The sequence below is a fragment of the Streptomyces sp. NPDC086077 genome, assembly GCF_040686175.1.
GTDB lineage: Bacteria > Actinomycetota > Actinomycetes > Streptomycetales > Streptomycetaceae > Streptomyces.
In genome coordinates this window covers 1-24868 of record NZ_JBFBJT010000029.1, presented here as the reverse complement: position 1 = coordinate 24868, position 24868 = coordinate 1, and the positions used below count along the sequence as shown (strand labels likewise).

At 70.8% G+C, this 24868-nt stretch carries 22 protein-coding genes and 1 pseudogene; 10 read left to right on the top strand and 13 right to left on the bottom strand.

Features of this window, described 5'->3' with window-relative positions; all coding sequences use genetic code 11:
* The first annotated feature begins 159 nt into the window (after positions 1 to 159).
* A complete protein-coding gene (locus tag AB0O67_RS11600) occupies positions 160 to 846 on the top strand; it encodes a LuxR C-terminal-related transcriptional regulator (RefSeq protein WP_365448717.1) in 687 nt (228 codons plus the stop codon).
* A gap of 272 nt (positions 847 to 1118) precedes the next feature.
* On the opposite strand, the gene AB0O67_RS11595 is transcribed toward AB0O67_RS11600, so the two are convergent.
* Positions 1119 to 1439: a hypothetical protein gene (locus tag AB0O67_RS11595; RefSeq protein WP_365448715.1), complete on the bottom strand. Its 321-nt coding sequence runs from the start codon at positions 1437 to 1439 to the stop codon at positions 1119 to 1121.
* Positions 1440 to 1458: 19 nt separating this feature from the next.
* On the bottom strand, positions 1459 to 3138 hold the full coding sequence (locus tag AB0O67_RS11590) for a sodium:solute symporter family protein (protein WP_365448713.1): 1680 nt from the start codon (positions 3136 to 3138) through the stop codon (positions 1459 to 1461).
* A 177-nt stretch (positions 3139 to 3315) separates the two neighbouring features.
* Between AB0O67_RS11590 and galT the strand changes: the two genes are divergently transcribed.
* The 3 genes from galT to galK are packed head-to-tail and all read left to right on the top strand — an operon-like array spanning position 3316 to position 6537.
* Positions 3316 to 4377: a galactose-1-phosphate uridylyltransferase gene (gene galT / locus AB0O67_RS11585; RefSeq protein WP_365448711.1), complete on the top strand. Its 1062-nt coding sequence runs from the start codon at positions 3316 to 3318 to the stop codon at positions 4375 to 4377.
* Entirely contained in the window at positions 4374 to 5336 is a 963-nt protein-coding gene (galE, locus tag AB0O67_RS11580) for a UDP-glucose 4-epimerase GalE (RefSeq protein ID WP_365448709.1), read from the top strand. The genes galT and galE overlap by 4 nt, the downstream gene beginning before the upstream one ends.
* Before the next feature lie 28 nt (positions 5337 to 5364).
* Positions 5365 to 6537: a galactokinase gene (galK, locus tag AB0O67_RS11575; protein WP_365448707.1), complete on the top strand. Its 1173-nt coding sequence runs from the start codon at positions 5365 to 5367 to the stop codon at positions 6535 to 6537.
* An 11-nt stretch (positions 6538 to 6548) separates the two neighbouring features.
* On the opposite strand, the gene AB0O67_RS11570 is transcribed toward galK, so the two are convergent.
* Complete coding sequence (locus tag AB0O67_RS11570) at positions 6549 to 7010, bottom strand: N-acetyltransferase (protein WP_365448777.1); 462 nt, start codon at positions 7008 to 7010, stop codon at positions 6549 to 6551.
* A gap of 297 nt (positions 7011 to 7307) precedes the next feature.
* On the opposite strand from AB0O67_RS11570, the gene AB0O67_RS11565 reads away from it, so the two are divergent.
* Entirely contained in the window at positions 7308 to 8078 is a 771-nt protein-coding gene (locus AB0O67_RS11565; protein ID WP_365448705.1) for a response regulator transcription factor, read from the top strand.
* A gap of 259 nt (positions 8079 to 8337) precedes the next feature.
* On the opposite strand, the gene tamR is transcribed toward AB0O67_RS11565, so the two are convergent.
* The gene (gene tamR, locus AB0O67_RS11560) at positions 8338 to 8835 is read right to left on the bottom strand and encodes a MarR family transcriptional regulator TamR (RefSeq protein ID WP_351835048.1); all 498 of its coding nucleotides are present in this window, start codon (positions 8833 to 8835) and stop codon (positions 8338 to 8340) included.
* A 73-nt stretch (positions 8836 to 8908) separates the two neighbouring features.
* On the opposite strand from tamR, the gene AB0O67_RS11555 reads away from it, so the two are divergent.
* Entirely contained in the window at positions 8909 to 9709 is an 801-nt protein-coding gene (locus AB0O67_RS11555; protein WP_365448702.1) for a trans-aconitate 2-methyltransferase, read from the top strand.
* Between the two features lie 190 nt (positions 9710 to 9899).
* Here AB0O67_RS11555 and AB0O67_RS11550 read toward each other — a convergent pair whose 3' ends face one another.
* On the bottom strand, positions 9900 to 10574 hold the full coding sequence (locus tag AB0O67_RS11550) for a TetR/AcrR family transcriptional regulator (RefSeq protein WP_365448700.1): 675 nt from the start codon (positions 10572 to 10574) through the stop codon (positions 9900 to 9902).
* The gene (locus tag AB0O67_RS11545; RefSeq protein WP_365448698.1) at positions 10571 to 11590 is read right to left on the bottom strand and encodes a fatty acid desaturase; all 1020 of its coding nucleotides are present in this window, start codon (positions 11588 to 11590) and stop codon (positions 10571 to 10573) included. The genes AB0O67_RS11550 and AB0O67_RS11545 overlap by 4 nt, the downstream gene beginning before the upstream one ends.
* 315 nt (positions 11591 to 11905) lie before the next feature.
* Here AB0O67_RS11545 and ppc point away from each other — a divergent pair, with 315 nt between their 5' ends.
* Positions 11906 to 14638, top strand: a complete 2733-nt coding sequence (gene ppc, locus AB0O67_RS11540; protein ID WP_365448696.1) for a phosphoenolpyruvate carboxylase — start codon at positions 11906 to 11908, stop codon at positions 14636 to 14638.
* A gap of 66 nt (positions 14639 to 14704) precedes the next feature.
* Here ppc and AB0O67_RS11535 read toward each other — a convergent pair whose 3' ends face one another.
* From AB0O67_RS11535 to glmU, 5 genes are all read right to left on the bottom strand, one after another.
* Positions 14705 to 15193, bottom strand: coding sequence for a hypothetical protein (locus AB0O67_RS11535; protein ID WP_365448694.1), 489 nt, complete (start codon positions 15191 to 15193; stop codon positions 14705 to 14707).
* A 54-nt stretch (positions 15194 to 15247) separates the two neighbouring features.
* Positions 15248 to 15850 (bottom strand): aminoacyl-tRNA hydrolase, encoded by a 603-nt coding sequence (gene pth, locus AB0O67_RS11530; RefSeq protein ID WP_365448692.1) that lies wholly within the window; start codon positions 15848 to 15850, stop codon positions 15248 to 15250.
* Between the two features lie 78 nt (positions 15851 to 15928).
* Positions 15929 to 16540 carry a 50S ribosomal protein L25/general stress protein Ctc gene (locus AB0O67_RS11525; RefSeq protein WP_365448690.1) on the bottom strand — a complete coding sequence of 204 codons (612 nt, stop codon included), beginning with the start codon at positions 16538 to 16540 and terminating at the stop codon, positions 15929 to 15931.
* Positions 16541 to 16733: 193 nt separating this feature from the next.
* Positions 16734 to 17714 (bottom strand): ribose-phosphate diphosphokinase, encoded by a 981-nt coding sequence (locus AB0O67_RS11520; RefSeq protein ID WP_365448688.1) that lies wholly within the window; start codon positions 17712 to 17714, stop codon positions 16734 to 16736.
* Positions 17715 to 17848: 134 nt separating this feature from the next.
* Positions 17849 to 19297 (bottom strand): bifunctional UDP-N-acetylglucosamine diphosphorylase/glucosamine-1-phosphate N-acetyltransferase GlmU, encoded by a 1449-nt coding sequence (gene glmU / locus AB0O67_RS11515; RefSeq protein WP_365448686.1) that lies wholly within the window; start codon positions 19295 to 19297, stop codon positions 17849 to 17851.
* A 468-nt stretch (positions 19298 to 19765) separates the two neighbouring features.
* Between glmU and AB0O67_RS11510 the strand changes: the two genes are divergently transcribed.
* Positions 19766 to 21100, top strand: a complete 1335-nt coding sequence (locus tag AB0O67_RS11510; RefSeq protein ID WP_365448684.1) for a histidine kinase — start codon at positions 19766 to 19768, stop codon at positions 21098 to 21100.
* Between the two features lie 29 nt (positions 21101 to 21129).
* Here the strand turns inward: AB0O67_RS11510 and AB0O67_RS11505 are convergent, their stop codons facing one another.
* Together AB0O67_RS11505 and AB0O67_RS11500 are read right to left on the bottom strand one after the other, a co-directional pair.
* Positions 21130 to 21624, bottom strand: a complete 495-nt coding sequence (locus AB0O67_RS11505; RefSeq protein WP_365448682.1) for an SUKH-3 domain-containing protein — start codon at positions 21622 to 21624, stop codon at positions 21130 to 21132.
* Positions 21625 to 21724: 100 nt separating this feature from the next.
* Complete coding sequence (locus AB0O67_RS11500; protein WP_365448680.1) at positions 21725 to 22240, bottom strand: YwqJ-related putative deaminase; 516 nt, start codon at positions 22238 to 22240, stop codon at positions 21725 to 21727.
* A gap of 319 nt (positions 22241 to 22559) precedes the next feature.
* Between AB0O67_RS11500 and AB0O67_RS11495 the strand changes: the two genes are divergently transcribed.
* Together AB0O67_RS11495 and AB0O67_RS11490 are read left to right on the top strand one after the other, a co-directional pair.
* Positions 22560 to 23588, top strand: coding sequence for an SMI1/KNR4 family protein (locus AB0O67_RS11495; protein ID WP_365448678.1), 1029 nt, complete (start codon positions 22560 to 22562; stop codon positions 23586 to 23588).
* A gap of 7 nt (positions 23589 to 23595) precedes the next feature.
* A pseudogene (locus AB0O67_RS11490) lies at positions 23596 to 24780 on the top strand (hypothetical protein); the annotation flags it as partial.
* Between the last annotated feature and the right edge of the window lie 88 nt (positions 24781 to 24868).

The window sequence follows — 24868 nt, the reverse complement described above, 5'->3', positions numbered from 1 at the left end:
AACAAGCGTGTAGCTTCCGGGGGCATGGCGGACGTCGATGCCGGGGGGCTGTCGTCCGGGGGGCTGGACTTGGTGTGTTCCGTGTTTGTTCTGGGTCTGTCCGTGGGGACCTTTGGGCATCCATAGTGGGCGTCCATTGGGGGGACTGGGGGGAGCTCGATGGGAGTGCGGCTGATGGTGGTCGACGACCACCGATTGCTCGCCGAGGCGCTGGCCTCGGCGCTGAAGCTGCGGGGGCACCGGGTGCTGGCCGCGGCGGCGCCGGCCGCGGGGGCGGCGGAGCTGGTGATCGCGCGGGCGCCGGAGGTGTGCCTGTGGGGGACGGCGACGCCGGCCGAGGCGGGAGCGTTCGATCCCGTGCTGCGGATCAAGCGGGAGCGGGGGCAGGTGGCGGTGCTGGTGCTGGGGCCGGTGCCGAGTCCGCGGGGCATCGCGGCGGCGTTCGCTGCGGGGGCGTCCGGGTATGTGCGGCACGACGAGCGCATCGAGGGCGTGGAGCGGGCGATCATGAAGGCGCGGGCGGGGGAGGCGGCGGTGGCGCCGCAGTTGTTGCAGGGGGCGTTCGGTGAGCTGCTGAACCCTGCGGCGCAGCCGGACGACGAGGGGCAGCGGCTGCTGCAGATGCTGACGCCGAGGGAGGTGGAGGTGCTGGTCCGGGTGGCCGAGGGGGAGGATACGCGGCTGATCGCGGCCGGCATGGGCATCGCGCCGTCCACGGCGCGCACGCATGTCCAGCGCGTTTTGATGAAGCTCGGCGTGGGGTCCCGCCTGGAGGCAGCGGCCCTGGCGGCCCGCACCGGGCTGCTGGACCGGGCGGGGCCGTTGCCGGACCGTGGCGAAGGCTGAATGCCTGCGGCGCCCCTGGCTGTTCGGCGGCGGTGCGTGGAGCGCCTGCGGGTGGGAGGTGGGGGCGGGGTCGTGCCGGGGGTGTCCGTCCTCGGAACGGCGCGGAATCGGTCACTTACCAACTCGCCCGTGTTGTCGCGCCGACCGCTGCGGGCGGACACCCCCGACACGACCCCTTCTCGCCGTACGCGACCGCGGCTCCGTGGCTCAGCCGCGCAAGCCGCGGTCATGTGTGCCGCCTGGGGCCGGGGGCCGCCCCAGGCGTGGTGTGGTTAGTGGTTTTCGGGGGTTTTCTGGGGAGGCGGGGGTGCTGTGGGGCGGAGTTTCAGCCAGGTGAGGAAGAAGAGGCCCAGGAGCAGCATGCCCAGGCCGGTCCAGAGGTTGATGTTGATGCCCTCGGCCTTGTCGATCGCGGCGTCGCCGTCGGTGAGGCCGGTGATCGTGACGATGACGCCGTAGAGGACGAACAGGCCGCCGATGATGCGGCGGATGTCGAAGAGGCGGGCGGCCGTCGCGGACCTGCCCTCCAGTTCGGTGACCTCGCGCTGGACGTCGTTCTCGGAGTACTCGGGGTGTTCGGGGTGCTCTGACATGTTTTGTGGTCCTTCGCGGTCAGAACGAGAACGGGATGTAGCAGGCGGCAGCCAGGATCACCGCGCCCCAGCCGAGCAGCGCCGGCCTGCGGTACCAAGCGTCGTCGCCCTCCGCGGGCGGCTCCGCCATGCCGGGCGAGCGGGTGCCGTAGACGAGTCCCTGGAGTTCCCGTTCGGGCTTGGGGGCGGTGAACAGGGAGACGGCCACCATGACCACCGCGCCGGCCACGAAGCCCGCGATCGCGGAGACGAAGTTGGCGCCCTGGTCGGAGGGGATGTCGATGATGCCCTGCTTGTAGATGACGAAGTAGTTGACCATCGCCGCCGTCGTGCCCGCCAGCAGGCCCCAGAATCCCGACTTCATCGACGCGCGCTTCCAGAACATGCCGATGATGAAGACGACGAACATCGGGACGTTGAAGAAGGAGAACAGCGTCTGGAGGTAGGCCATGATGTTCGAGAAGGACGACGCCAGGAACGCCGTGCCCACGGAGGCCATGACGCCGATCGCCGTGATCAGGCGGCCGAAGCGCACGTAGTACGTGTCCTCCCGGCCCCGTTCCACGTACTTCGCCCAGATGTCGTTCGTGAACACCGTGTTGAACGACGACACGTTGGCCGCCATACCGGCCATGAAGGCCGCCAGCAGGCCGGTCACCGCGATGCCGAGGACGCCGTTGGGGAGCAGGTCCTGCATCAGGTAGGGGATCGCGTCGTTGTACTGGTAGCCCGACTCGGGTGTGCCGAACCGGGGGATCAGCGCGGCGGCGACCAGGCCGGGGATCATCACCAGGAAGACGATGAAGATCTTCGGGAACGCGGCGATCAGCGGCGTGCGCTGGGCCGCGGAGAGGTTCTTGGCGGACAGCGCGCGCTGGACCTCGGCGAAGTTCGTGGTCCAGTAGCCGAAGGAGAGGACGAAGCCGAGGCCCAGGACGATGGTGAGCCAGTTCGCGCCGAGTGGGTTGGGATCGCCGATGCCCGTGCCGCCCCAGGCGGTCACGAAGTCGTCGCCGTGGCTGGCGGTGAGTGTGTTCGTCAGGCCGTCCCAGCCGCCGACCTTCTTCAGGCCCAGCACTGTGATCGGGATCAGCGCGGCGAGGATCACGAAGAACTGCAGGACCTCGTTGTAGATCGCCGAGGAGAGGCCGCCGAGGGTGATGTAGGCGAGCACGAAGAAGCCCGCCACGACGATCGCCACCCACTCCGGCCAGCCGAGCAGCGCCTCCACGACGATCGCGAGCGCGTAGAGGTTGACGCCCGCGATCAGGATGGCGGCGAAGGCGAACAGGACCGAACTGAGAAGGTGCGCCGCCTTGTCGAAGCGGAGCAGGAGGAACTCCGGGACCGAGCGGACCTTGGAGCCGTAGTAGAACGGCATCATCACCAGACCCAGGAAGACCATTGCCGGGATGGCGCCGATCCAGTACCAGTGCGTCGTGTAGACGCCGTACTGGGCGCTGTTGGCGGCCATGCCGAGGATCTCGGTGGCGCCCAGGTTGGCGGCGATGAACGCGAGGCCCGTGACCCAGGCGGGCAGCGAGCGGCCGGACAGAAAGAAGTCGAGGCTGGTCCTCACCGACCGGCGGGCGGCGAAGCCGATGCCGAGGACGACGACGAAGTAGATGCCGAGGATCGTGTAGTCGAGCCAGTTGGTGGGGAGCCGTAGCTCGGCGGACAGATATGTGGGGGTTTGCATACGCACTCGCTTCGTTGCGTGAACTGATCCGGACCGGAACCTACGCCTGAGCGTTTGCTAATTGAACACTTCTGATGTCGAGCTTTGATTGATTGTGATGTTGACTGGCGTGGTGAGTTGTGTTTTGGTGTGTTGGGTTCTGTTGAATGAGTGAGTGGCTCGAATGAGGAGTCCGCGGTGAAGAAGACCTCGACCCGGCTGGCGGACGGCCGCGAGCTGATCTACTACGACCTGCGTGACGACGCCGTACGGGACGCGGTCGACCGCCGCCCGCTGGAGCGGACCGTGACGACCTCCGAGATCCGCCGCGACGACCTGCTGGGCGACTCGGTCGCCATCGCCTCGCACCGCCAGGGCCGCACCTACCACCCGCCGGCCGACCAGTGCCCGCTGTGCCCGTCGCAGGGCGATCGGCTGAGTGAGATCCCGGACTCGTCGTACGACGTGGTGGTCTTCGAGAACCGTTTCCCCTCGCTCGCCGGTGACTCCGGGCGCTGCGAGGTCGTCTGCTTCACCTCCGACCACAACGCGTCCTTCGCCGACCTGGGCGAGGAGCAGGCGCGGCTGGTCCTGGACGCGTGGACCGACCGTACGTCGGAGCTGTCCCATCTGCCCTCCGTAGAGCAGGTCTTCTGTTTCGAGAACCGGGGTGCGGAGATCGGTGTGACACTGGGTCACCCGCACGGGCAGATCTACGCCTACCCCTTCACCACCCCTCGCACCGCACTGATGCTCCGGTCCCTCGCGGCCCACCAGGAGGCCACGGGCGGGGAGAACCTCTTCGACGCCGTCGTGGAGCGCGAGCTCGCCGGCGAGCGCGTCGTCCTTGCGGGTGAACACTGGGTGGCCTTCGTGCCGTACGCCGCGCACTGGCCGTACGAGGTCCACCTGTACCCGCGGCGCCGGGTGCCCGACCTGCTCGCGCTGGACGAGGCGGCACGCTCGGAATTCCCCCAGGTCTATCTGGAACTCTTGAGGCGCTTCGACCGGATCTTCGGCGAGGGTGAGCCTCCGACGCCGTACATCGCCGCCTGGCACCAGGCGCCGTTCGGCCAGCTGCTGGAGTTCGAGGGCGTCAGCCGTGACGACTTCGCACTTCACCTGGAGCTTTTCACCATTCGCCGAACTTCCGGCAAGCTGAAGTTTCTCGCGGGTTCCGAATCCGGCATGAGCGTGTTCATCAACGACGTGCCGCCGGAGCGCGCGGCCGAGCGACTGCGAGAGGTAGCTAGTTCATGAGCGGGAAGTACCTGGTCACCGGTGGAGCGGGATACGTGGGCAGCGTGGTCGCCCAGCATCTGCTGGAGGCGGGCCACGAGGTCGTCGTCCTCGACAACCTCTCCACCGGCTTCCGCGAGGGTGTGCCCGCCGGTGCCTCCTTCGTGGAGGGCGACGTCCGCGACGCCGCGAAGTGGCTGGACTCCTCGTTCGACGCGGTGCTCCACTTCGCCGCCTTCTCCCAGGTCGGCGAGTCCGTCGTGAAGCCGGAGAAGTACTGGGACAACAACGTCGGCGGCACCATGGCGCTGCTCGCCGCCATGCGGGCGGCCGGGGTGCGCAAGCTGGTCTTCTCCTCCACGGCCGCGACCTACGGCGAGCCGCGGGAGGTCCCGATCGTCGAGTCCGCGCCGACCGCGCCGACCAGCCCCTACGGCGCCTCCAAGCTCGCCGTCGACCACATGATCACCGGCGAGGCGAAGGCGCACGGGCTCGGCGCGGTGTCGCTGCGCTACTTCAACGTCGCCGGCGCGTACGGCGAGTTCGGCGAGCGCCACGACCCCGAGTCGCACCTCATCCCGCTGGTCCTCCAGGTGGCCCGGGGCAGGCGCGACGCGATCTCCGTCTACGGCGACGACTACCCGACGCCGGACGGCACCTGCGTTCGCGACTACATCCACGTCGCGGACCTCGCGGAGGCGCACCTGCTGGCCGTCGGTGCGGCCGTCCCCGGCGAGCACCTGATCTGCAACCTCGGCAACGGCAACGGCTTCTCGGTCCGCGAGGTCGTCGAGACGGCCCGGCAGGTCACCGGCCACCCGATCCCCGAGGTCGCGGCCCCGCGCCGGGGCGGCGACCCGGCGGTGCTGGTGGCGTCGGCGCGGACCGCCCGCGAGCGGCTCGGCTGGAACCCGTCCCGCGCGGACCTCGCCGGAATCGTCGCGGACGCCTGGGAGTTCGCGCAGCGGCGCGGCAAGTAGAGACGTACGGAAGGTCAGGGGTCAGGGCATGAGCGAGGCCAGAGAGACGGTCGCCGGGGCTGTCGCAGAGCGGTTCCGGGAGCTGTACGGGGCCGATCCGCAGGGCGTGTGGGCCGCGCCGGGGCGGGTCAACCTCATCGGCGAGCACACCGACTACAACGACGGCTTCGTGATGCCGTTCGCGCTGCCGCACACCGCGGTCGCCGCGGTCTCACGGCGCACCGACGGCGTGCTGCGGCTGCACTCGGCGGACGTCGAGGGCGGCGTGGCCGAGCTGCGCGTGGACGCCCTGGAGCCGGAGTCGGACCGGAACTGGACGGCGTACCCGGCGGGCGTCGTCTGGGCGTTGCGCGCCGCGGGCCACGAGGTGACCGGCGCGGACGTCCACCTGGCCTCCACGGTCCCGGCGGGCGCGGGGCTGTCGTCCTCGGCGGCGCTGGAGGTGGTGATCGCCCTGGCCCTGAACGAGCTGTACGAACTCGGCCTGAAGGGCTGGCAGCTGGCCCGCCTGTGCCAGCGCGCCGAGAACGTCTACGTCGGCGCCCCCGTCGGGATCATGGACCAGACCGCGTCCGCCTGCTGCACCGCGGGCCACGCCCTGTTCCTCGACACCCGCGACCTCTCCCAGCGACAGATCCCCTTCGACCTCGCCGCCGAGGGCATGCGCCTGCTGGTGGTCGACACCCGGGTCAAGCACGAGCACAGCACCGGCGAGTACGGCAAGCGCCGCGCCGGCTGCGAGAAGGGCGCCGCCCTGCTGGGCGTCGACGCCCTGCGCGACATCCCGTACGACGGGCTGGACGCGGCGCTCGACCGCATCGGCGACGACGAGGAGGTGCGCCGTCTGGTCCGGCACGTGGTCACCGAGGACGAGCGCGTCGAACGCGTCGTCTCCCTGCTGGAGTCGGGCGGGACCCGGGCGATCGGCCCCGTCCTCACCGAGGGCCACGCCTCTCTGCGCGACGACTTCCGCATCTCCTGCCCGGAGCTGGACCTGGTCGTCGACACCGCCCTGTCGGCCGGCGCGCTCGGCGCCCGGATGACGGGCGGCGGCTTCGGCGGCTCGGCGATCGTGCTCGCGGAGGTGGCGGACGTCGACGGCGTCACCAAGGCGGTCCAGGAGGCGTTCGCGGCGGCGGGCTTCACCGCGCCCCGGGTGTTCGAGGCCGTGCCTTCGCCGGGGGCGCGGCGGCTTCGGTAGGGCGGCCGCCGTCAGCGGGTGACCAGGCGCTTCGTCAGCGTGAACTCCGTGATGCCGGGTGGGTAGTCGGGGATCGTGCCCACCACCTCGTACCCGTGTCTGCGGTAGAAGTCCGGGGCCTGGAAGTCCCAGGTCTCCACGCGGGCGGCGGTGCAGCGGCGCTTTTCGCGGGCGATGCGCTCCGCCTCCGTCAGCAGGCGCGAGCCCAGGCCGCTGCCCCGGTGGCGGCCGTCGACCCAGAGGTACGTCACGTGCAGCCAGGTCGCCCAGGTGTGCCCGACCAGACCGCCGGCCAGGTCGCCGGTCGCGTCCAACACCCATACGTGCAAGGGGGCTTCGCGCGCGGCGGGGGTTCCGCGCAGGGCGCGCAGGACGGGTGAGGCTGCCGTATTGGTGTCGCGGAGCCGCGAACGGAGAAGATCGCGCCGGGTCCTGTCGACTTCTGTCTCAATACGAAACATGCGGCTCACCATAAACGCGCCGGACAGCCAGTTCTGCAAATTGGCTTCCGCTCCTGGCCCCCGCCCGTACTCTGATGAAAGCACCGGTGGGGGCCGGTGCTGTTCAGGGGGCGAGACAAGTCGGGTACGACGCCCGAAGTGGGGGTAGCAGTTCCTGCACGGCGGCGGCCGTGCGGCTGCGGCGACCCCGTCCTGGGGGAACGGCTGAGACAACAACCCAGGACTGCTTCGGGCGTCGTGCCCGCACCGGTCACCGGCTCCCGTCGATGGGCGTCCCCTGCTCTTCCAGAGCTCGGGGAAGGGGGTTTCGTGGTACGCATCCGAGTCCTGGTCGTCGACGACCACCGCATCTTCGCCGAGTCCCTCGCGGCGGCACTCGCCGCCGAGCCGGACGTCGACGTCTCCGCGGCCGGCAGTGGTCCCGCCGCGGTACGCAGCCTGGAACGCGCGGCCGCCGAGGGCCGCCGTTTCGACGTGCTGCTCGTCGACGCCGACCTGGGTGGCACCGCGCCCGGGATACGGCCCGCCGTGCCCGTCCAGGAGGGCGGCGACGGGGTCGTGGACGGGATCTCCCTGGTCGCGGGGGTCCGTGTCGCACAGCCCGGCGTGCGGGTCGTCGTGCTCGCCGAGAAGGACGATCCACGGCGGGCGGCGCTCGCCCTGCAGGCCGGCGCGGGCGGCTGGGTCGCCAAGGACTGCTCGCTGTCCCGGCTGCTCACCGTCATCCGGGGGGTGCTGCGCGACGAGACGCATCTGCCGCCCGCCCTGCTCACCGGCGTGCTGCGCGAGCTGACCGCGGCCCGCAGGCACCGCACCGAGAGCGAACGGCTGGTGGAGTCCCTCACGCCGCGCGAGCGGGAGGTGCTGCGCTGCATGGTCGCGGGCCTCGGCCGCAAGGCCGTCGCCGAGCGCCTCTACCTCTCCCCGCACACCGTACGCACCCACATGCAGAACGTCCTCGGCAAACTCGGCGTCCACTCCACCCTCGCCGCCGTCGCCCTCGCCCGGCGCGCGGGCGTGGGCCCGGCCGACCTGGGCCCGACGGGCCGCATCACCCCGGAGGAAAGCAACAGCGCCTGAGAGCCCGCACCGGTCACGACCGTGCAACCCCCTCAGGCGCACGCCCCCCCGCGGCCGGGCAGCCTCCCAGCGGCGCATGATCGCCCGCGGCCGGGCAGCCTGCCTCAGGGGCACGTGATCGCTCGCGGCCGGGCGCCGCCTTCAGGGGCGCGTGTTCGTCGGCGGCCGGGCAGCTTCCTTCAGGGGCGCGGGGAACTGCGCGCTCAGCCACCCCCGGCCCGCGGACGACGCACGGCCGGTCCCCCGTGTCCCGGCGGCCCTATCCGGGAATGTTGTCGAACGGCGCCGTCAACTGACGCAACAACGCCGCCAGTTCAGCCCGCTGCGCACGAGACAGCTCCGCAAGGATCGCCCGCTCCTGGTCGAGCAGCCCCGCCAGCGCCTGGTCCGCACGATCCCTGCCCTCATCGGTGAGCCGGACCAGCACGCCCCGCCGGTCGCTGGGATCGGGCAACCGCTCGACCAGGCCCTTCTTCGCCAGCCGGTCGATACGGTTCGTCATCGTGCCCGAGGTGACCAGCGTCTGGGTCAGCAACTGCCCCGGCGACAACTGATACGGCGTCCCCGCCCGGCGCAGCGCCGTCAGGACGTCGAACTCCCACGGCTCCAGACTGTGCTCGGAGAAGGCCAGCCGACGCGCGCGGTCCAGGTGCCGGGCCAGCCGGCTCACCCGGCTGAGTACCTCAAGCGGTTCCACGTCGAGGTCCGGGCGCTCCCGGCGCCACGCTGCGACCAGCCGATCGACCTCGTCCTCCATGACGATCAGTGTAGTGGTTGTGTCGACATGAAGTCTCTTGACGTCGAGATACTTGGGTTGCCAAGCTGAGGGCATGGCCGACCCCACCTGGGACCCTGCCCAGTACCTGCGGCACGCCGGACACCGCGCCCGCCCCTTCGCCGACCTCCTGGCCCACGTCCCCGAGCCGCCCAGCGAACCGCCCCGAATCGCCGACCTCGGCTGCGGACCCGGACACCTCACCGCGCTCCTCGCCGCCCGCCGGCCCACCGCCCGCGTCACCGGCTACGACAACTCCCCGGAGATGCTCCAGCGCGCCCGCGCCGAGCACCCCGGCACCGCCCGCCTCGACTTCGCCCACGCCGACCTGCGCACCTGGACGCCAGGTGAGCCGTACGACCTGATCCTCAGCAACGCCACGCTCCAGTGGATCCCCGGGCACGAGAACCGGTTCGCCGACTGGATCGCCGGACTCGTCCCGGGCGGCACCTTCGCCTTCCAGGTCCCCGGCAACTTCGCCGCCCCCAGCCACCGCCTGATGCGCGAGCTGGCCACGTCCCCGCGCTGGGCGGACCGCCTCGTCGGCACCCTGCGGCACGACGACGCCGTCCTCACCCCCGAGGCCTACCTGGAACGGCTCACCGACCTCGGCTGCACGGCCGACGTCTGGGAGAGCACGTACATCCATCTCCTCGCCGGCGAGGACCCGGTCCTGGACTGGGTGAAGGGCACCGGCCTGCGGCCCGTCCTGACCGCCCTCGCCGACGACCCGGAGGCGACCCGCGCCTTCGAGGACGAGTACCGCACGGCCCTGCGCGAGGCCTATCCGCCGAGCAGCCACGGCACCCCGTTCCCGTTCCGCCGCATCTTCGCCGTGGCCCACAAGGAGCCCTGATGATCACAGCCGGGAGCGCCTGCGCGCGTACCGCGTGGACGTTCTCGGCATCACGGAGATCCAGGCCGCCGGCGCTCGCGGCGCGCGGCGGCTCTCGGACCCTGATCCGCCGACGGTCCAACGAGGAGGGGGATCCCGGCAGCGGCGGCGGCCGCTTCCGAGATCCCCACTCCTGTTCCGGCCAGCGGCCTCAGTTCTTGCGATGCCCGATCAGCCGCGGCTTCTGCTCCAGGCCGTCCAGCCCGTGCCACGCCAGGTTCACCAGGTGCGCCGCCACCTCGGCCTTCTTGGGCTTGCGCACCTCCAGCCACCACTGCCCGGTCAGCGCGACCATCCCGACCAGCGCCTGGGCGTACAGCGGGGCCAGTTTCGAATCGAAGCCGCGACTCTTGAACTCGCGGCCCAGGATGTCCTCCACCTGGGTGGCGATGTCCGAGATCAGCGAGGCGAAAGAACCCGTCGACTGGGGGATCGGGGAGTCACGGACCAGGATGCGGAAACCGTCCGTGTACTCCTCGATGTAGTCGAGCAGCGCGAACGCCGCCTGTTCGCACAGCTCGCGCGGGTGGCCCGCCGTCAGTGAGCTGGTCACCATGTCCAGCAGGCGGCGCATCTCACGGTCCACGACGACCGCGTACAGCCCTTCCTTGCCGCCGAAGTGCTCGTACACCACCGGCTTGGAGACCCCGGCCTTCGCCGCGATCTCCTCCACCGACGTGCCCTCGAAGCCCTTCGCGGCGAAGAGGGTGCGACCGATCTCCAGCAACTGCTGGCGCCGCTCCGCACCGGTCATACGGGTACGGCGCGTCCGCCGCGGCTTGTCGTTGCTGGGGGTGCTGGAGTCGGTCGCCACGGCGTCAATCATGCCGCCTCGGCCGTCTCCCTCCCGCGCGGGGAGCCGCCTTCCCCGTCCTGACGGCGGGAATCGATACGCGAGCGTGACGGCCAGCGCACGTCGTACGCCCAGCCGGCGAGCTCGAACCAGCGGATCAGCCGGGCGGAGGAGTCGATCTGGCCGCGCTCCACACCGTGCCGCGCCGAGGTCGGGTCGGCATGGTGGAGGTTGTGCCAGGACTCACCGCAGGACAGGACCGCCAGCCACCACACGTTGCCCGAGCGGTCCCGCGACTTGAACGGCCGCTTGCCCACCGCGTGGCAGATCGAGTTGATCGACCAGGTCACGTGGTGCAGCAGCGCCACCCGGACCAGCGACCCCCAGAAGAACCCGGTGAACGCCCCCCACCAGGACATGGTCACCAGACCGCCGATCAGCGCGGGCAGCGCCAGGGACAGCATCGTCCAGACGATGAACTGCCGGGAGATCGCCCGCAGCGTCCGGTCCTTGATCAGATCCGGCGCGTACTTGTCCTGCGGGGTGCGCTCCTCGTCGAACATCCATCCGATGTGGGCCCACCACAGGCCCTTCATCAGCGCCGGGAGCGTCTCGCCGTACCGCCACGGCGAGTGCGGGTCACCCTCCGCGTCGGAGAACTGGTGGTGCTTGCGATGGTCGGCCACCCAGCGCACCAGGGGACCCTCGACCGCCATCGACCCGGCGATCGCCAGCGCGATCTTCAAGGGCCGCTTGGCCTTGAACGAACTGTGGGTGAAGTGCCGGTGGAAACCGATCGTGATGCCGTGGCAGCCGAGGAAGTAGAAGAAGACCAGCAGACCCAGGTCCAGCCAGCTCACTCCCCAGCCCCACGCCAGCGGCACCGCCGCGAGGAGAGCGAGGAACGGGACGACGATGAAGAGCAGGAGCGCGCCCTGCTCGACGGAACCCTTGCGGTCGCCGCCGAGCGTGGCGGGCGGGTGCGAATCGGCGGTGTCCTGTGAGGTCGACTTCGGGGCGTCGTCGATCACATCGGAACTCGTGGTCATGGGGCGTCCCCTGTGGGGTCGTGGATTGTGGCAGGTGCCGGGCTGTGGGTACCGCGTACGACTCGGGGCGAGACATCCCTACGGTTCCGTAACCTACGGCGTCGTAAGTATGGCAGCGCGTCGCGCGGCGGCAAGAGCCCGTGATCCTGCGCGTCCCGGCCGACACCTATCCTGGGAGTCGGTCGGACAGCGCGGTCCGCTCTGATTCCTTCCCCGGAAGTCCGGCTCGTAATACGGCTCCCGCCGTGCGACGGTCACCGGGTTCCCTCCCACACGAGCTTCAGACGAGCTTCAACACTGCAAGGAGCCGCACCTGTGAGCAGTGCCGACGACCAGACCACGACGACCAGCAGTGAGCTGCGCGCCGACATCCGCCGGCTCGGCGACCTCCTCGGTGAGACCCTTGTCCGCCAGGAGGGCCCTGAGCTGCTGGAACTCGTCGAAAGGGTACGCCGCCTCACCCGGGAGGACGGCGAGGCCGCCGCCGAGCTGCTGCGCGGCACCGAACTGGAGACCGCGGCCAAGCTGGTCCGCGCCTTCTCCACCTATTTCCACCTGGCCAACGTCACCGAGCAGGTGCACCGGGGCCGCGAGCTGCGCGCCCGCCGCGCCGCCGAGGGCGGGCTTCTGTCCCGCACCGCCGACCGGCTGAAGGACGCCGATCCCGAGCACCTCAGGGAGACCGTCCGCCATCTCAATGTTCGTCCGGTGTTCACGGCTCACCCCACGGAAGCCGCGCGCCGTTCGGTCCTCAACAAGCTGCGGCGCATCGCCAAGTTGCTGGAGACGCCGGTCATCGAGTCCGACCGCCGCCGCCACGACATCCGGCTGGCCGAGAACATCGACCTCGTCTGGCAGACCGACGAGCTGCGCGTCGTCCGCCCCGAACCGGCCGACGAGGCCCGCAACGCGATCTACTACCTGGACGAGCTGCACGCCGGCGCCGTCGGCGACGTCCTGGAGGACCTGACGGCGGAGCTGGAGCGCGTCGGCGTCAAGCTCCCCGACGACACCCGCCCCGTCACCTTCGGCACCTGGATCGGCGGCGACCGCGACGGCAACCCCAACGTGACCCCCGAGGTGACCTGGGAGGTGCTGATCCTCCAGCACGAGCACGGCATCAACGACGCCCTGGAGATGATCGACGAGCTCCGCGGCTTCCTGTCGAACTCCATCCGCTACACCGGCGCCACCGAGGACCTCCTGGAATCCCTCCGGGCCGACCTGGATCAGCTGCCCGAGATCAGCCCCCGGTACAAGCGCCTCAACGCCGAGGAGCCCTACCGTCTCAAGGCCACCTGCATCCGGCAGAAGCTGGAGAACACCAAGCAGCGCCTCGCCAAGGGCACCCCGCACCAGGCCGGCCGCGACTACCTCGGCACCGGCGAGCTGCTCCACGACCTCAAGCTGATCCAGGCGTCCCTGCGCGCCCACCGCGGCGGCCTCTTCGCCGACGGCCGCCTGGACCGCACCATCCGCACGCTGTCCGCCTTCGGTCTCCAGCTCGCCACGATGGACGTACGCGAGCACGCGGACGCCCACCACCACGCCCTCGGTCAGCTCTTCGACCGGCTCGGCGAGGAGTCCTGGCGGTACGCCGACATGCCGCGCGACTACCGCACGAAGCTTCTCGCCAAGGAACTCCGCTCGCGCCGCCCGCTGGCTCCCAGCCCCGCCCCCGTCGACGCGGCCGGCGCCAAGACCATCGGAGTGTTCCGAACGGTCAAGCGGGCCCTTCAGGTCTTCGGGCCCGAGGTCATCGAGTCGTACATCATCTCGATGTGCCAGGGCGCCGACGACGTCTTCGCCGCCGCCGTCCTCGCCCGCGAGGCCGGCCTGGTCGACCTGCACGCCGGCTGGGCCAAGATCGGAATCGTGCCGCTGCTGGAGACCACGGACGAGCTCAAGGCCGCCGACTCCATCCTGGAGGACATGCTCGCCGACCCGTCCTACCGGCGGCTCGTCGCACTCCGCGGGGACGTCCAGGAGGTCATGCTCGGATACTCCGACTCCTCCAAGTTCGGCGGCATCACGACCTCCCAGTGGGAGATCCACCGGGCGCAGCGGCGCCTGCGTGACGTCGCCCACCGCTACGGCGTACGACTGCGGCTCTTCCACGGCCGCGGCGGCACCGTCGGCCGTGGCGGCGGCCCCACCCACGACGCGATCCTCGCCCAGCCCTGGGGCACCCTGGAGGGCGAGATCAAGGTGACCGAGCAGGGCGAGGTCATCTCCGACAAGTACCTGATCCCGTCCCTGGCCAGGGAGAACCTGGAGCTGACGGTCGCCGCGACCCTCCAGGCCTCCGCCCTGCACACCGCGCCCCGCCAGTCCGTGGAGGCCCTCGCCCGCTGGGACGCCGCGATGGACCTGGTCAGCGACGCGGCGCACGCGGCGTACCGCAGGCTGGTGGAGGACCCGGACCTGCCGGCGTACTTCTTCGCCTCCACCCCCGTCGACCAGCTCGCGGACCTGCACCTCGGCTCCCGCCCGTCCCGCCGCCCCGACTCCGGCGCGGGCCTCGACGGGCTGCGGGCCATCCCGTGGGTGTTCGGCTGGACCCAGTCCCGGCAGATCGTCCCCGGCTGGTTCGGCGTCGGCTCCGGATTCAAGGCGCTGCGCGAGGCGGGCCTCGACACCGTGCTCGACGAGATGTACGGACAGTGGCACTTCTTCCGCAACTTCGTCTCCAACGTCGAGATGACGCTGGCCAAGACAGACCTGCGGATCGCCGGCCACTACGTCGACACCCTCGTCCCGGACGAGCTGAAGCACGTCTTCGACACCATCCGCGCCGAGCACGCCCTCACCGTCGCCGAGATCCTGCGGATCACGGGCGGGGGCGAACTCCTCGACGCCCAGCCGGTGCTGAAGCAGACCTTCACCGTCCGCGACGCCTACCTGGACCCGATCTCCTACCTCCAGGTCGCCCTCCTCAAGCGCCAGCGCGACGCCGCCGCCGCGGGCGCCGAGCCGGACCCGCTGCTCGCGCGGGCCCTGCTCCTCACCGTGAACGGCGTGGCGGCCGGCCTGCGCAACACGGGCTGAGAACCGCGGGCACAGGTGTGCCCCCGTGCTCCTCACGAGCACGGGGGCACACCCACGTCCTGGGCCCTACACGACGACGAAGGCCGCGGTGATCAGCGCCAACCCCGAGCCGGCCATCACCCAGGCCGCCCGCACCCGCCCCAGCCCGCCCGCGACCACGACCGAGCCGAGCAACAGCGCGCCGCCCAGCGGCACCCAGGAGTACAGCACGCCACCGGGCCCGGACCGCACGGCCTCCCTGCCGCCGGGCTTCATCACCACGGTGTACGTCTGCCCGTCCCGCACGGCGGCGGTCTTCTCGATGACGACCCGGTCGCGGGCCTGCGACCCCGCGGAGATCGGCGTGTAGGGGCCCGAGCAGGTGGCGTCCCCGCAACCGGTCACCCTGACCGTCCCGCTCTCCCGCCCCTTGGTGAGCATCACGTACTGGGCGGTGCTCCAGGACGCCCACACCCCCGCGATCAGTATCAGCGCCGCGACGACACCCATCGCCGCGAGCCGCCCGAACCGCAGCGCGACGGACGCGCCCTGACTGGAGACGACGGCAGAAGGCATGGCCGCGATCCTTGGCCATGGCTGCACGGGCAGTCAACCGAGGTGGGGGACAAGTCAGGAGTTGTACGAACTCTGCGCCCGCTCCAGTCCCTCGCTCAGCAGACACTCCACTCCGTCCGCCGCCCGGTCCACGAAGTAGTCCAGCTCCTTGCGCTCGGCGGACGAGAAGTCCTTGAGCACGAAGTCGGCCACCTGCATACGCCCCGGAGGCCGCCCGATCCCGAACCGCACCCGGTGATAGTCCGGCCCCATCGCCTTCGTCATCGACTTGAGCCCGTTGTGTCCGTTGTCGCCGCCCCCGAGCTTCAGGCGCAGCGTCCCGTAGTCGATGTCCAGCTCGTCGTGGATGGCGACCACTTGGGCGAGCGGCACCTTGTAGAAGTCGCGCAGCGCGTTCACCGGGCCGCCCGAGAGGTTCATGAACGACATCGGCTTCGCCAGGATCACCCGGCGGCTCGCAGGCCCCGGCGGACCGATCCGGCCCTCGACGACCTGCGCCTGCGCCTTGCCCGCCCGCTTGAACCTGCCCCCGATCCGCTGCGCGAGCAGATCCGCCACCATGAAGCCCACGTTGTGCCGGTTCATCGCGTACTCGGGCCCCGGATTGCCCAGCCCCACGATCAGCCAGGGGGCACCCGCGTCGGTCGTCACGTCCATATCTCCTTAGATACGCCGCCAGCCGCCGCCTCCGCGAGGGAAGCAGCGGCTGGCGAGCTACCGGCGATCAGGCGTCGATCAGGCCTCGGCAGCGGCCTGTTCGCCCTCGCCGCCCTCGGCGGCCTCCTCGCCCTCCGGGGCCTCCTCGGCCTGCGCGGCCAGGACCTGCAGGACGACAGCGTCCTCCTCGACGGCCAGCGTGACACCGTTCGGAAGCTTGATGTCCTTGGCGTGGATCGAGGCACCGGCCTCCAGACCCTCCACGGAGACGGTGAAGCTCTCCGGGATGTGGGTGGCCTCGGCGTCGACCGGAAGCGCGTTCAGTACGTGCTCCAGCAGGTTGCCACCCGCCGCCAGCTCGCCCTCGGCGACGACCGGGACCTCGACGGTGACCTTCTCGCCGCGCTTGACCAGCAGCAGGTCGACGTGCTCCAGGAAGCCCCGCAGCGGGTCACGCTGCACGGACTTCGGGATCGCCAGCTCGTTGGACTTGCCGTCGATGTCCAGGGAGATCAGGACGTTCGGCGTACGCAGCGCCAGCAGCAGCTCGTGACCCGGGAAGGTCAGGTGCAGCGGGTCGGAACCGTGGCCGTAGAGCACACCGGGAACCTTGTTGTCGCGGCGGATACGACGGGCGGCACCCTTGCCGAACTCCGTACGGGACTCGGCGGCGAGCTTCACCTCGGACATGACGATCACTCCTCGTAGAACTAGCAACGGACGTGGTCACCCGGCCACGAACGGCCTGCTACGAAGAGCGCGTCGATAACGGACCGCCGTGTTCCGTCCGGAAACGGACTACGGCCTCCCTCGCCGAGCAACCTCAACAGAGTACTCGGCGGGGAGGCCGTAGAAAAATCGATCAAGACTGGGCGCTAGCGGCTCACTGCTCGTCGAACAGGCTCGTCACCGAACCGTCCTCGAACACCTCACGCACCGCGCGCGCGATGGTCGGCGCGATCGACAGCACCATGATCTTGTCCATGTCCCGGGCCAGCTCACCCGGCGTCGGCAGCGTGTTCGTGAACACGAACTCGCTCACCTGCGAGTTCTTCAGCCGGTCCGCCGCCGGACCCGACAGCACACCGTGCGTCGCCGTCACGATCACGTCCTCCGCGCCGTGCGCGAACAGCGCGTCGGCAGCGGCACAGATCGTCCCACCCGTGTCGATCATGTCGTCGACCAGGACACACACCCGGCCCTTGACCTCACCCACGACCTCGTGGACCGTCACCTGGTTCGCGACGTCCTTGTCCCGCCGCTTGTGCACGATCGCCAGCGGCGCACCCAGCCGGTCGCACCAGCGGTCCGCGACCCGCACCCGGCCGGCGTCCGGCGAGACCACCGTCAGCTTCTCGCGGTCCACCTTCCTGCCCACGTAGTCCGCGAGCAGCGGCAGCGCGAACAGATGGTCCACCGGACCGTCGAAGAAGCCCTGGATCTGGTCCGTGTGCAGATCCACGGTCAGGATCCGGTCCGCCCCGGCCGTCTTCATCATGTCCGCGATCAGACGCGCCGAAATCGGTTCACGACCCCGGTGCTTCTTGTCCTGCCGCGCGTAACCGTAGAACGGCACGATGACGGTGATGGAGCGCGCCGACGCCCGCTTCAGGGCGTCGATCATGATCAACTGCTCCATGATCCACTTGTTGATCGGAGCCGTGTGGCTCTGGATCAGGAAGCAGTCGGCACCGCGCGCCGACTCCTGATACCGCACATAGATCTCGCCGTTGGCGAAGTCGAAGGCCTTGGTCGGGACAACCCCGACACCCAGCTGCTCGGCGACCTCCTCGGCAAGCTCGGGGTGGGCGCGGCCGGAGAAGAACATCATCTTCTTCTCGCCGGTCGTCTTGATCCCGGTCACAGCACTGTCTCCTCAGAGGTGTCTCAGCTGGATGTTGACACGACGTCTCAACTGGACGAAAAGCGTCGTCTCAGCTGGTGGGGTGCGGGTGTGCACTTATCACGGTACGCCGTCCCAGACGCATCTGTTTCCGGTCAGCCTTCGCCTTCCGGCTTCCGGGAAGCCGCCTCGGCCGCCTTCGCGGCCGCACTCCCCGGGCGCTTACGAGCCACCCAACCCTCGATATTCCGCTGCTGACCGCGGGCCACGGCCAGCGAACCGGGCGGTACGTCCTTCGTGATCACGGACCCGGCGGCGGTGTAAGCACCGTCCCCGATCGTGACAGGCGCCACAAACATGTTGTCCGAGCCCGTCTTGCAGTGCGATCCGACGGTGGTGTGGTGCTTCTCCTCACCGTCGTAGTTCACGAACACGCTCGCGGCGCCGATGTTGGAGTTGTCGCCGATCGTCGCGTCCCCGACGTACGACAGATGCGGCACCTTCGTGCCCTCACCGATCGAGGCGTTCTTGGTCTCGACGTACGTCCCGATCTTGCCCTTGCGTCCCAGCCGCGTCCCGGGACGCAGATAGGCGTACGGCCCCACCGTCGCCTCCGGACCGACCACCGCCCCGTCCGACACGGTGTTGTCGACCCGGGCGCCGGTCCCGACCCTGGTGTCCTTCAGCCGGCTGTTCGGGCCGACCTCGCAGCCCGCGCCGAGGTGCGTCGAGCCCTGCAGCAGCGTGTTCGGGAGCACCACGACGTCCTGCTCGAACGTCACGCCCGCATCGACCCACGTCGAGCCCGGATCCACGACGGTGACACCGTCCAGCATGGCGGCGGTCAGCAAGCGGTCGTTCAGGATCCGGCGGGCCTCGGCGAGCTGCACACGGTTGTTGATCCCCGCGATCTCACGGTGATCACCGGCCACGGAGGCACCGACGCGGTGCCCGGCCTCACGCAGGATGCCGAGGACGTCCGTCAGATACTCCTCGCCCTGACTGTTGTTCGTCCGGACCTGCCCCAGCGCCTCGGCCAGCAGCCGACCGTCGAACGCGAACACACCCGAGTTGATCTCCCGGATCGCCCGCTGCGCGTCGGAGGCGTCCTTGTGCTCGACGATCGCCGTCACCGCGCCCGAGGCGGGGTCCCGCACGATCCGCCCGTACCCGGTGGCGTCCGGGACCTCGGCGGTCAGCACGGTGACCGCGTTGCCGTCCTCGGAGTGGGTGCGGGCGAGGTTCTTGAGCGTCTCGCCGGTCAGGAGCGGGGTGTCACCGCAGACGACCACGACGGTCCCGGCGAGGCCGCCGCCCAACTCCTCCAGGCCCATGCGGACGGCGTGCCCGGTGCCGTTCTGCTGCGCCTGGACGGCGGTGCGCACGTCCGGGGCGACGTCACCGAGGTGAGCGGTGACCTGCTCCCGGGCGTGCCCGACGACCACGACGAGGTTCTCGGGCTTCAACTCACCGGCGGCGGCGAGGACATGGCCCACCAGGGAACGTCCGCAGATCTCGTGCAGGACCTTCGGTGTGGCCGACTTCATACGGGTGCCCTCACCCGCTGCGAGTACGACGACGGCTGCCGGGCGAATGGCGCTCACGGGATGCCCTTCGGCTGTGGAGGGGGTGTGGACAACCGCAGGATACCGGGGTGGCTGTGGGGCGGGACGAGAGCGGGCCCTGACGTGGTCGTCAGGGCCCGGCCGGGGTCTTGCGCAGGAGCTCCCCCATCAGGATTCGAACCTGAACTTAAGGGACCAAAACCCTTAGTGCTGCCTGGTTACACCATGGGGGATGGAACTCGGCCGAACCGGACATCAGGTCGGGCCGCCGAGTCGGCACCCAACACTATGCCGTACCAGGGGCCTTCCACGCGACGGTACGGCTCGCCGCTGGATGCCGTACGGGTACCACCCGGCGGAATCAGGTGTTCCGGCGATGAACGTTCCCGGTTCGGCAGTTAGAGGGATTCCGGCTGGTTTCGTTGTTGTTCGGCTACGGAGTGTGGTGTGGCCAAGTCGTCGAAACTCACCGGAAAAGCAATGGCCCCCGCCCGTAGGCTGGAGGGCATGACCACGACGGGGGAAGAGCGCGCCCAGGGCCTGTCCGGCCCGTGGTGGTGGGCGAGATGGCGCAGTGCCGTACTGGACGGGACGCTCGCGCTGCTGTCCGCGGTCGAGTGCGGTGTCGAAGGCGTGCCGTTCGCGCGGGACGCGGGAATCCCGGTCGCCGCGGGTGTCGTCTTCGGCCTGCTGGCCGGCTCGACGCTGCTGCTGCGCCGGATGTGGCCGATCCCCGTCGTGCTGGTGTCGATCGCGATCTCACCGGCCCAGATGGGCTTCCTGCTGACCATCGTCGGCCTCTACACCCTCGCCGCGTCGGAGCTGCCCCGCCGGATCATCACGGCGCTGGCGGGCATGTCGCTCGTGGGCACGCTGGTGGTGACGTTCGTCCGCGCGCAGCAGGACATGGCGCGGGGGGATGTGGGGATCGGCGAGTGGGTCGTCCCCTTCGTCTCCATCACCGCGTCGCTGGGCGTGACCGCGCCGCCGTTGCTGCTGGGCCTGTACGTGGGGGCTCGGCGCCGGCTGATGGAGAGCCTGCGGGAGCGCGCCGACAGCCTGGAGCGGGAGCTTCAGCTGCTCGCGGAGCGGGCGGAGGAGCGGGCCGAGTGGGCCCGCAACGAGGAGCGGACGCGGATCGCGCGGGAGATGCACGACGTGGTCGCGCATCGGGTGAGTCTGATGGTCGTGCACGCCGCCGCGTTGCAGGCCGTCGCCCGGAAGGATCCCGAGAAGGCCGTGAAGAACGCGGCGCTGGTCGGCGACATGGGGCGGCAGGCGCTGACCGAGCTGCGGGAGATGCTCGGGGTGCTGCGCAGCGGGGACGGCGGTGCGGGGCGGCGTGAGCAGGCGTCGGTGCCGCTGGCGGCGGTGGGGGCGGCCGCGGCTGCCGCCGCCGCGGCCTCGCGGGCGGTTCCTCTCGACGAGGGCCCGGTGGGGGAGGGGCCCTGCCTGTCCGAGCTGGACGAGCTGATCGGGCAGTCGGCCGCCGCGGGGATGGCGGTCGACCTGTCGGTGGAGGGAGAGGCGCGGGCGTATGCGCCGGCGGTGGAGCAGACGGCGTTCCGCGTGGTGCAGGAGGCGCTGACGAACGTCCACAAGCACGCGGCGGGGGCGAAGACCCATGTGCGGTTGGCGCATCGGGTGTCGGAGATCGCGATGCAGGTGGAGAACGAGCCGCCGCCGGAGGCCGCGTCCGCTTCCTCGGCCCGGTTGCCTTCGGGGGGCAACGGTCTGGTGGGGATGAGGGAGCGGGTCGTCGGCCTGGGTGGGGTGTTCGTGTCCGGGCCGACGGACGCCGGGGGCTTTCGGGTGTCGGCGGTGATTCCGGCGTCGTCGTAGGCCGGACCGGTGCGGTCGGGAGACCGTGATCAGGCCGCTGTCAGGCGTACCGGTTCCATGCCGGAGACGAGGCCGGTGAGGGCCTTGTCGATGTCGGGGCCGAGGTACCAGTCGCCGGTGTGGTCGAGGGAGTAGACGCGGCCCTCGGTGTCGATGGCGAGCAGGGCCTGGGTGTCGGGTTCGGCGCCGAGGGGGCTGACCTCGGTGCCCAGGGCGCGGCCGAGGTCGCCGAGGGTGCGGGCCATGTGCAGGCCGTGCAGCGGGTCCAGGTGGAGGTGCGCGGGGGCGATCTGGCGTCCGGGGCCGGTGGGGGCGATGTGCAGACCGCCGAACTCCGCCCAGGCCTCCACCGCGGCGGGGAAGACGGCGTGCCGGTGGCCGGCCGGAGAGGCGTGCTCGCGAAGGGTGTCGGCCCAGATCTCGGCCTGCTTGATGTCCCAGCGTCCGGGTTGCCAGCCGGCGTCGCGCAGGGCGGCGTCGACGGGTACGGCGAAGCGGGTGGTCGAGGTGCGGTCGGTGTGCATCTGCCCTTCGTTCGTTGTGCGGCTCGTGCGGTGCGGGTGTGTGGTGCGGCACGTGAGGTCAAGAAGCCCTGGCCGCCGTCCGTCGGCCGTGCGTCGGTCGTCAGTCGTCCGTTGTCGTCGGGTCGATGACGCGGACGCCGAAGTGGGCGGTCAGGGCGGCGCAGGCGCGGCACGGGGCGGCGAAGCTGCCGTGCAAGGGATCACCGTCCTCGCGGATGCGGCGGGCGGTGAGCTTGGCCTGCTTGAGGGCCTTTCGGGCCTCGCCGTTGGTCATGGGTTTCCGGGCCGCGCGTTTGCTGCGGGCGGCGTCGGCGGCGGCGATGTGCCGGGAGATGAGGATGGCCTCGGCGCAGCGGCCGGTGAAGCGGTCGCGTTGGGCGCTGGTGAGGGTGTCGAGGAAGTCCTGCACGAGGGGGTGGAGAGCGGGAGGCTGGTCGCCACGGGCGGCGGTGCCGGTGAGGGTGGCGCCACGGACGGAGAGGGCGGCGGCGACGGTCGGGAGTATGCCGTCACGGCGGTGGTGGAGGGTGGGCGCGGGGCGGCTGTCGGTGGCGCTCCAGCCGATGCGAGGGTCGCCGGAAGTACCGGCGTGTGGCCCTGTTTGTGTCGCGTTCATGATCGTATTTCCCCTCCCGTGCATCCCCCCGGCGGACACAGAGTGCCAAATGCCGTGGCCCGTGCGGAAGCTGGGGCACCGCGACACGCCCGGGTTTGGGCAGGCTGTCACGGTGGGGTGACGGCTGGTCACCGTGGGCCGAGTGAGGGTTGCCGGTGCTGTGACGTGCGCCGGTGACCGGTTTCGTCGTACCGCATAGGCTGTTGGCACCACGAGGCGCGGGCAACGCGTTGGAGACAGTCGATACGGGGCGTAGCGGGCCGAAGGGTTCAGAAGGTCCGCTACGGGTCGTACCAGAGTGCCGCAGGGGGCAACCGCCATGACGACAGGTCGGCTCGGGCTGGGGGCACCTCCCGGCCGCCAGGCCGGGGGACAAGCCGCGCCGCCGAACGCGGCCTACGCCGGGCAGGTCGTGCATTTCCCGGATCCGGTCCGGGCGGCCCGTCACCCGGGAGGGGTACGGGTGGACGAGCACGGCTACCCCGATTTCTCGGCCTACGCGCGTGCGGCCGCCGAGATCGCGGATCCGCCGGCCGGTTTCGGCGTCGACGAGCTGCGGCTGACGGACTACGTGTCGGCGAACGCGGCGCTGTCGGCCTCCGGGCACGACCTGTGGGACACGGTGGCGCCGGTGGCGACGCCGCACGGGTGGACGTGGCACCACGTGGTGGGTACGCGGCGGCTGGAGCTGGTGCCCGTCGAGGTGAAGGCGCTGCTGCGGCATCACGGCGGGATCGCCACGGCCCCGGTGGACCAGACGAAGCGGGGCACGCGGCCGCTCCAGGAGACGCGGCCGGCGCACTTCGGGTTGCCGAAGTCGGGGCTGGCGGTGACGGAGCCGCAGGTGCTGGGGGTCGAGGAGGACCTCGGGTACCGGTTGCCCGGCGCGTACCGCTCGTTCCTGAAGGCGGCGGGTGGCTGTGCGCCCGTCGGGACCGCCCTGGACGCGGAGTTGGGGCTCCTGATCGACCAGCCGTTCTTCACGGTGCGGGACGAGGCGGCGGTCAACGACCTGGTGTACGTGAACAAGTGTTTGCGTGACCACCTCACCAAGGACTACCTGGGTGTCGGGTTCGTGCAGGGCGGTCTGCTGGCCGTGAAGGTCAAGGGCGAGCGGGTCGGTTCGGTGTGGTTCTGCGCCTACGACGACGCGCGCGACGTCGATCCCTCGTGGCCGCCGGCCGAGCGGGTGGAGCGGTTGCTGCTGCCGTGCGGGGAGGACTTCGACGTCTTCCTGTCGCGGCTCGCGGGGTCGCCGCCGGAGTTGGACACGGTGGCGAATCTGATGGTGGACGGCGGTTTCGCGCGGGCGGTCGACGTCTCGTCCTCGGTGTCTGTGGGGGAGTGAGCTGACGATGGTGACCTTCGCGCAGGCGCAGGAGCGCGCCGAGGAGTGGATCAACGGGGATGTGCCGTCGTACCAGCATCGTGAGGTGCGGGTGCGGGAGTTCGAGCTCGGGTTCGTGGTGTGGGCCGAGGACCGCTCGGACGGACCGCGTTCGGACGGCGGCACGCAGCGGCTGGTGATCGCGCGGGACAGCGGGGAGGCCACGCTGTGGCCGTCGCTGCCGGTGGGCGAGGTCATCCGGCGCTACGAGGAGGAGTACGGGCGTCCCGACGGGGCGTCCGCGCCGGTGGCCGCGCCCCCGGAACGGGTGGATCTGAACCAGACGTCGTTCCTGCTGAGTCCGCCGGAGTGGTTGCAGGAGGCGGCCGACAGGCTGGGGATCCCGGATCGGCGGGCCACGGCCGCGGCTTCCGGGAGTGACACCGGCGCGGGTGCGCCGGGCGCCGCTGGAGGCAGTGGTGCGGCCTGGCCCGCGGCTGCGGGTGCTGCCGAGGGCGCGCCGGCGGCGGGGTCCGGGGCGGGCGCGGGGGCGCCGGGTGGGTCCGGCGCGCCGAGTGCGCCGAGTATGCCGGGAGCACCCGCGGGGGCGACTCCGTGGGCCGGGACGGACACCAACGCGGACGCCGGTGAGGACCGTTCGGTGCCGCTGCCGGCGACCGTGTTCGCGCCGCCGCTGAGCGGGGCCGACGAGGAGGAGTCCCGGGTGGCTCCTCCGGAGGCCCGGACGGCGTTGATCGCGGGGGGAAGCCAGCTTCCGCCCACGACGGTCGCGCCGGTGATCGACGAGGGGGGTTCCCAGGGGGCGGGAGTGCCTCCGCGGGCCCCGCTCGCACAGACGTACGGCTACCCGCAGGGGGTGGGTGGCGCGGCGACGGCGGGTACGCCGACGCCGCCGCCCGGGCAGGGAGCGGCTACGCCTCCGCCGGTGCCGGGTACGCCTGCGCCGGGTGCGCCCGCGTCGGCGCCCGGGGCTTCGGGGGGATCGGGTGCGGAGGGTGTCCCCGGTGGTCCGGGCGACCCGTCGTACGGCTCCGGGCAGACGCCGGGTGCGCCGCAGCCGCCGGCCGTTCCAGGGCAGCCGCTCGCTCCGCACGCCGGGGACATCGCCGACGCCGCCACGAGCAAGGCGGCACCTCCGCCCCGTCGTGCGCGGGGTGGAGGCGCGACGCCGCCTCCGCCGCCGGGTGCTCCGGTTTTTGTGATGGATTGCAGGTGCATCTGCAGTACGGAGCGTATGAGCTGAGGCGGTATACGTTCGGGCTGCACGATTCCATTCAATG

Excerpts from the sequence above, each read along its gene's own strand:
- AB0O67_RS11600 (WP_365448717.1), top strand. The coding sequence starts at position 160 with ATGGGAGTGCGGCTGATGGTGGTCGACGACCACCGATTGCTCGCCGAG.
- AB0O67_RS11595 (WP_365448715.1), bottom strand. The coding sequence starts at position 1,439 with ATGTCAGAGCACCCCGAACACCCCGAGTACTCCGAGAACGACGTCCAG.
- AB0O67_RS11590 (WP_365448713.1), bottom strand. The coding sequence starts at position 3,138 with ATGCAAACCCCCACATATCTGTCCGCCGAGCTACGGCTCCCCACCAAC.
- galE (WP_365448709.1), top strand. The coding sequence starts at position 4,374 with ATGAGCGGGAAGTACCTGGTCACCGGTGGAGCGGGATACGTGGGCAGC.
- galK (WP_365448707.1), top strand. The coding sequence starts at position 5,365 with ATGAGCGAGGCCAGAGAGACGGTCGCCGGGGCTGTCGCAGAGCGGTTC.
- AB0O67_RS11570 (WP_365448777.1), bottom strand. The coding sequence starts at position 7,010 with ATGGTGAGCCGCATGTTTCGTATTGAGACAGAAGTCGACAGGACCCGG.
- tamR (WP_351835048.1), bottom strand. The coding sequence starts at position 8,835 with ATGGAGGACGAGGTCGATCGGCTGGTCGCAGCGTGGCGCCGGGAGCGC.
- AB0O67_RS11555 (WP_365448702.1), top strand. The coding sequence starts at position 8,909 with ATGGCCGACCCCACCTGGGACCCTGCCCAGTACCTGCGGCACGCCGGA.
- AB0O67_RS11550 (WP_365448700.1), bottom strand. The coding sequence starts at position 10,574 with ATGATTGACGCCGTGGCGACCGACTCCAGCACCCCCAGCAACGACAAG.
- AB0O67_RS11545 (WP_365448698.1), bottom strand. The coding sequence starts at position 11,590 with ATGACCACGAGTTCCGATGTGATCGACGACGCCCCGAAGTCGACCTCA.
- AB0O67_RS11535 (WP_365448694.1), bottom strand. The coding sequence starts at position 15,193 with ATGCCTTCTGCCGTCGTCTCCAGTCAGGGCGCGTCCGTCGCGCTGCGG.
- pth (WP_365448692.1), bottom strand. The coding sequence starts at position 15,850 with ATGGACGTGACGACCGACGCGGGTGCCCCCTGGCTGATCGTGGGGCTG.
- AB0O67_RS11525 (WP_365448690.1), bottom strand. The coding sequence starts at position 16,540 with ATGTCCGAGGTGAAGCTCGCCGCCGAGTCCCGTACGGAGTTCGGCAAG.
- AB0O67_RS11510 (WP_365448684.1), top strand. The coding sequence starts at position 19,766 with ATGACCACGACGGGGGAAGAGCGCGCCCAGGGCCTGTCCGGCCCGTGG.
- AB0O67_RS11505 (WP_365448682.1), bottom strand. The coding sequence starts at position 21,624 with ATGCACACCGACCGCACCTCGACCACCCGCTTCGCCGTACCCGTCGAC.
- AB0O67_RS11500 (WP_365448680.1), bottom strand. The coding sequence starts at position 22,240 with ATGAACGCGACACAAACAGGGCCACACGCCGGTACTTCCGGCGACCCT.
- AB0O67_RS11495 (WP_365448678.1), top strand. The coding sequence starts at position 22,560 with ATGACGACAGGTCGGCTCGGGCTGGGGGCACCTCCCGGCCGCCAGGCC.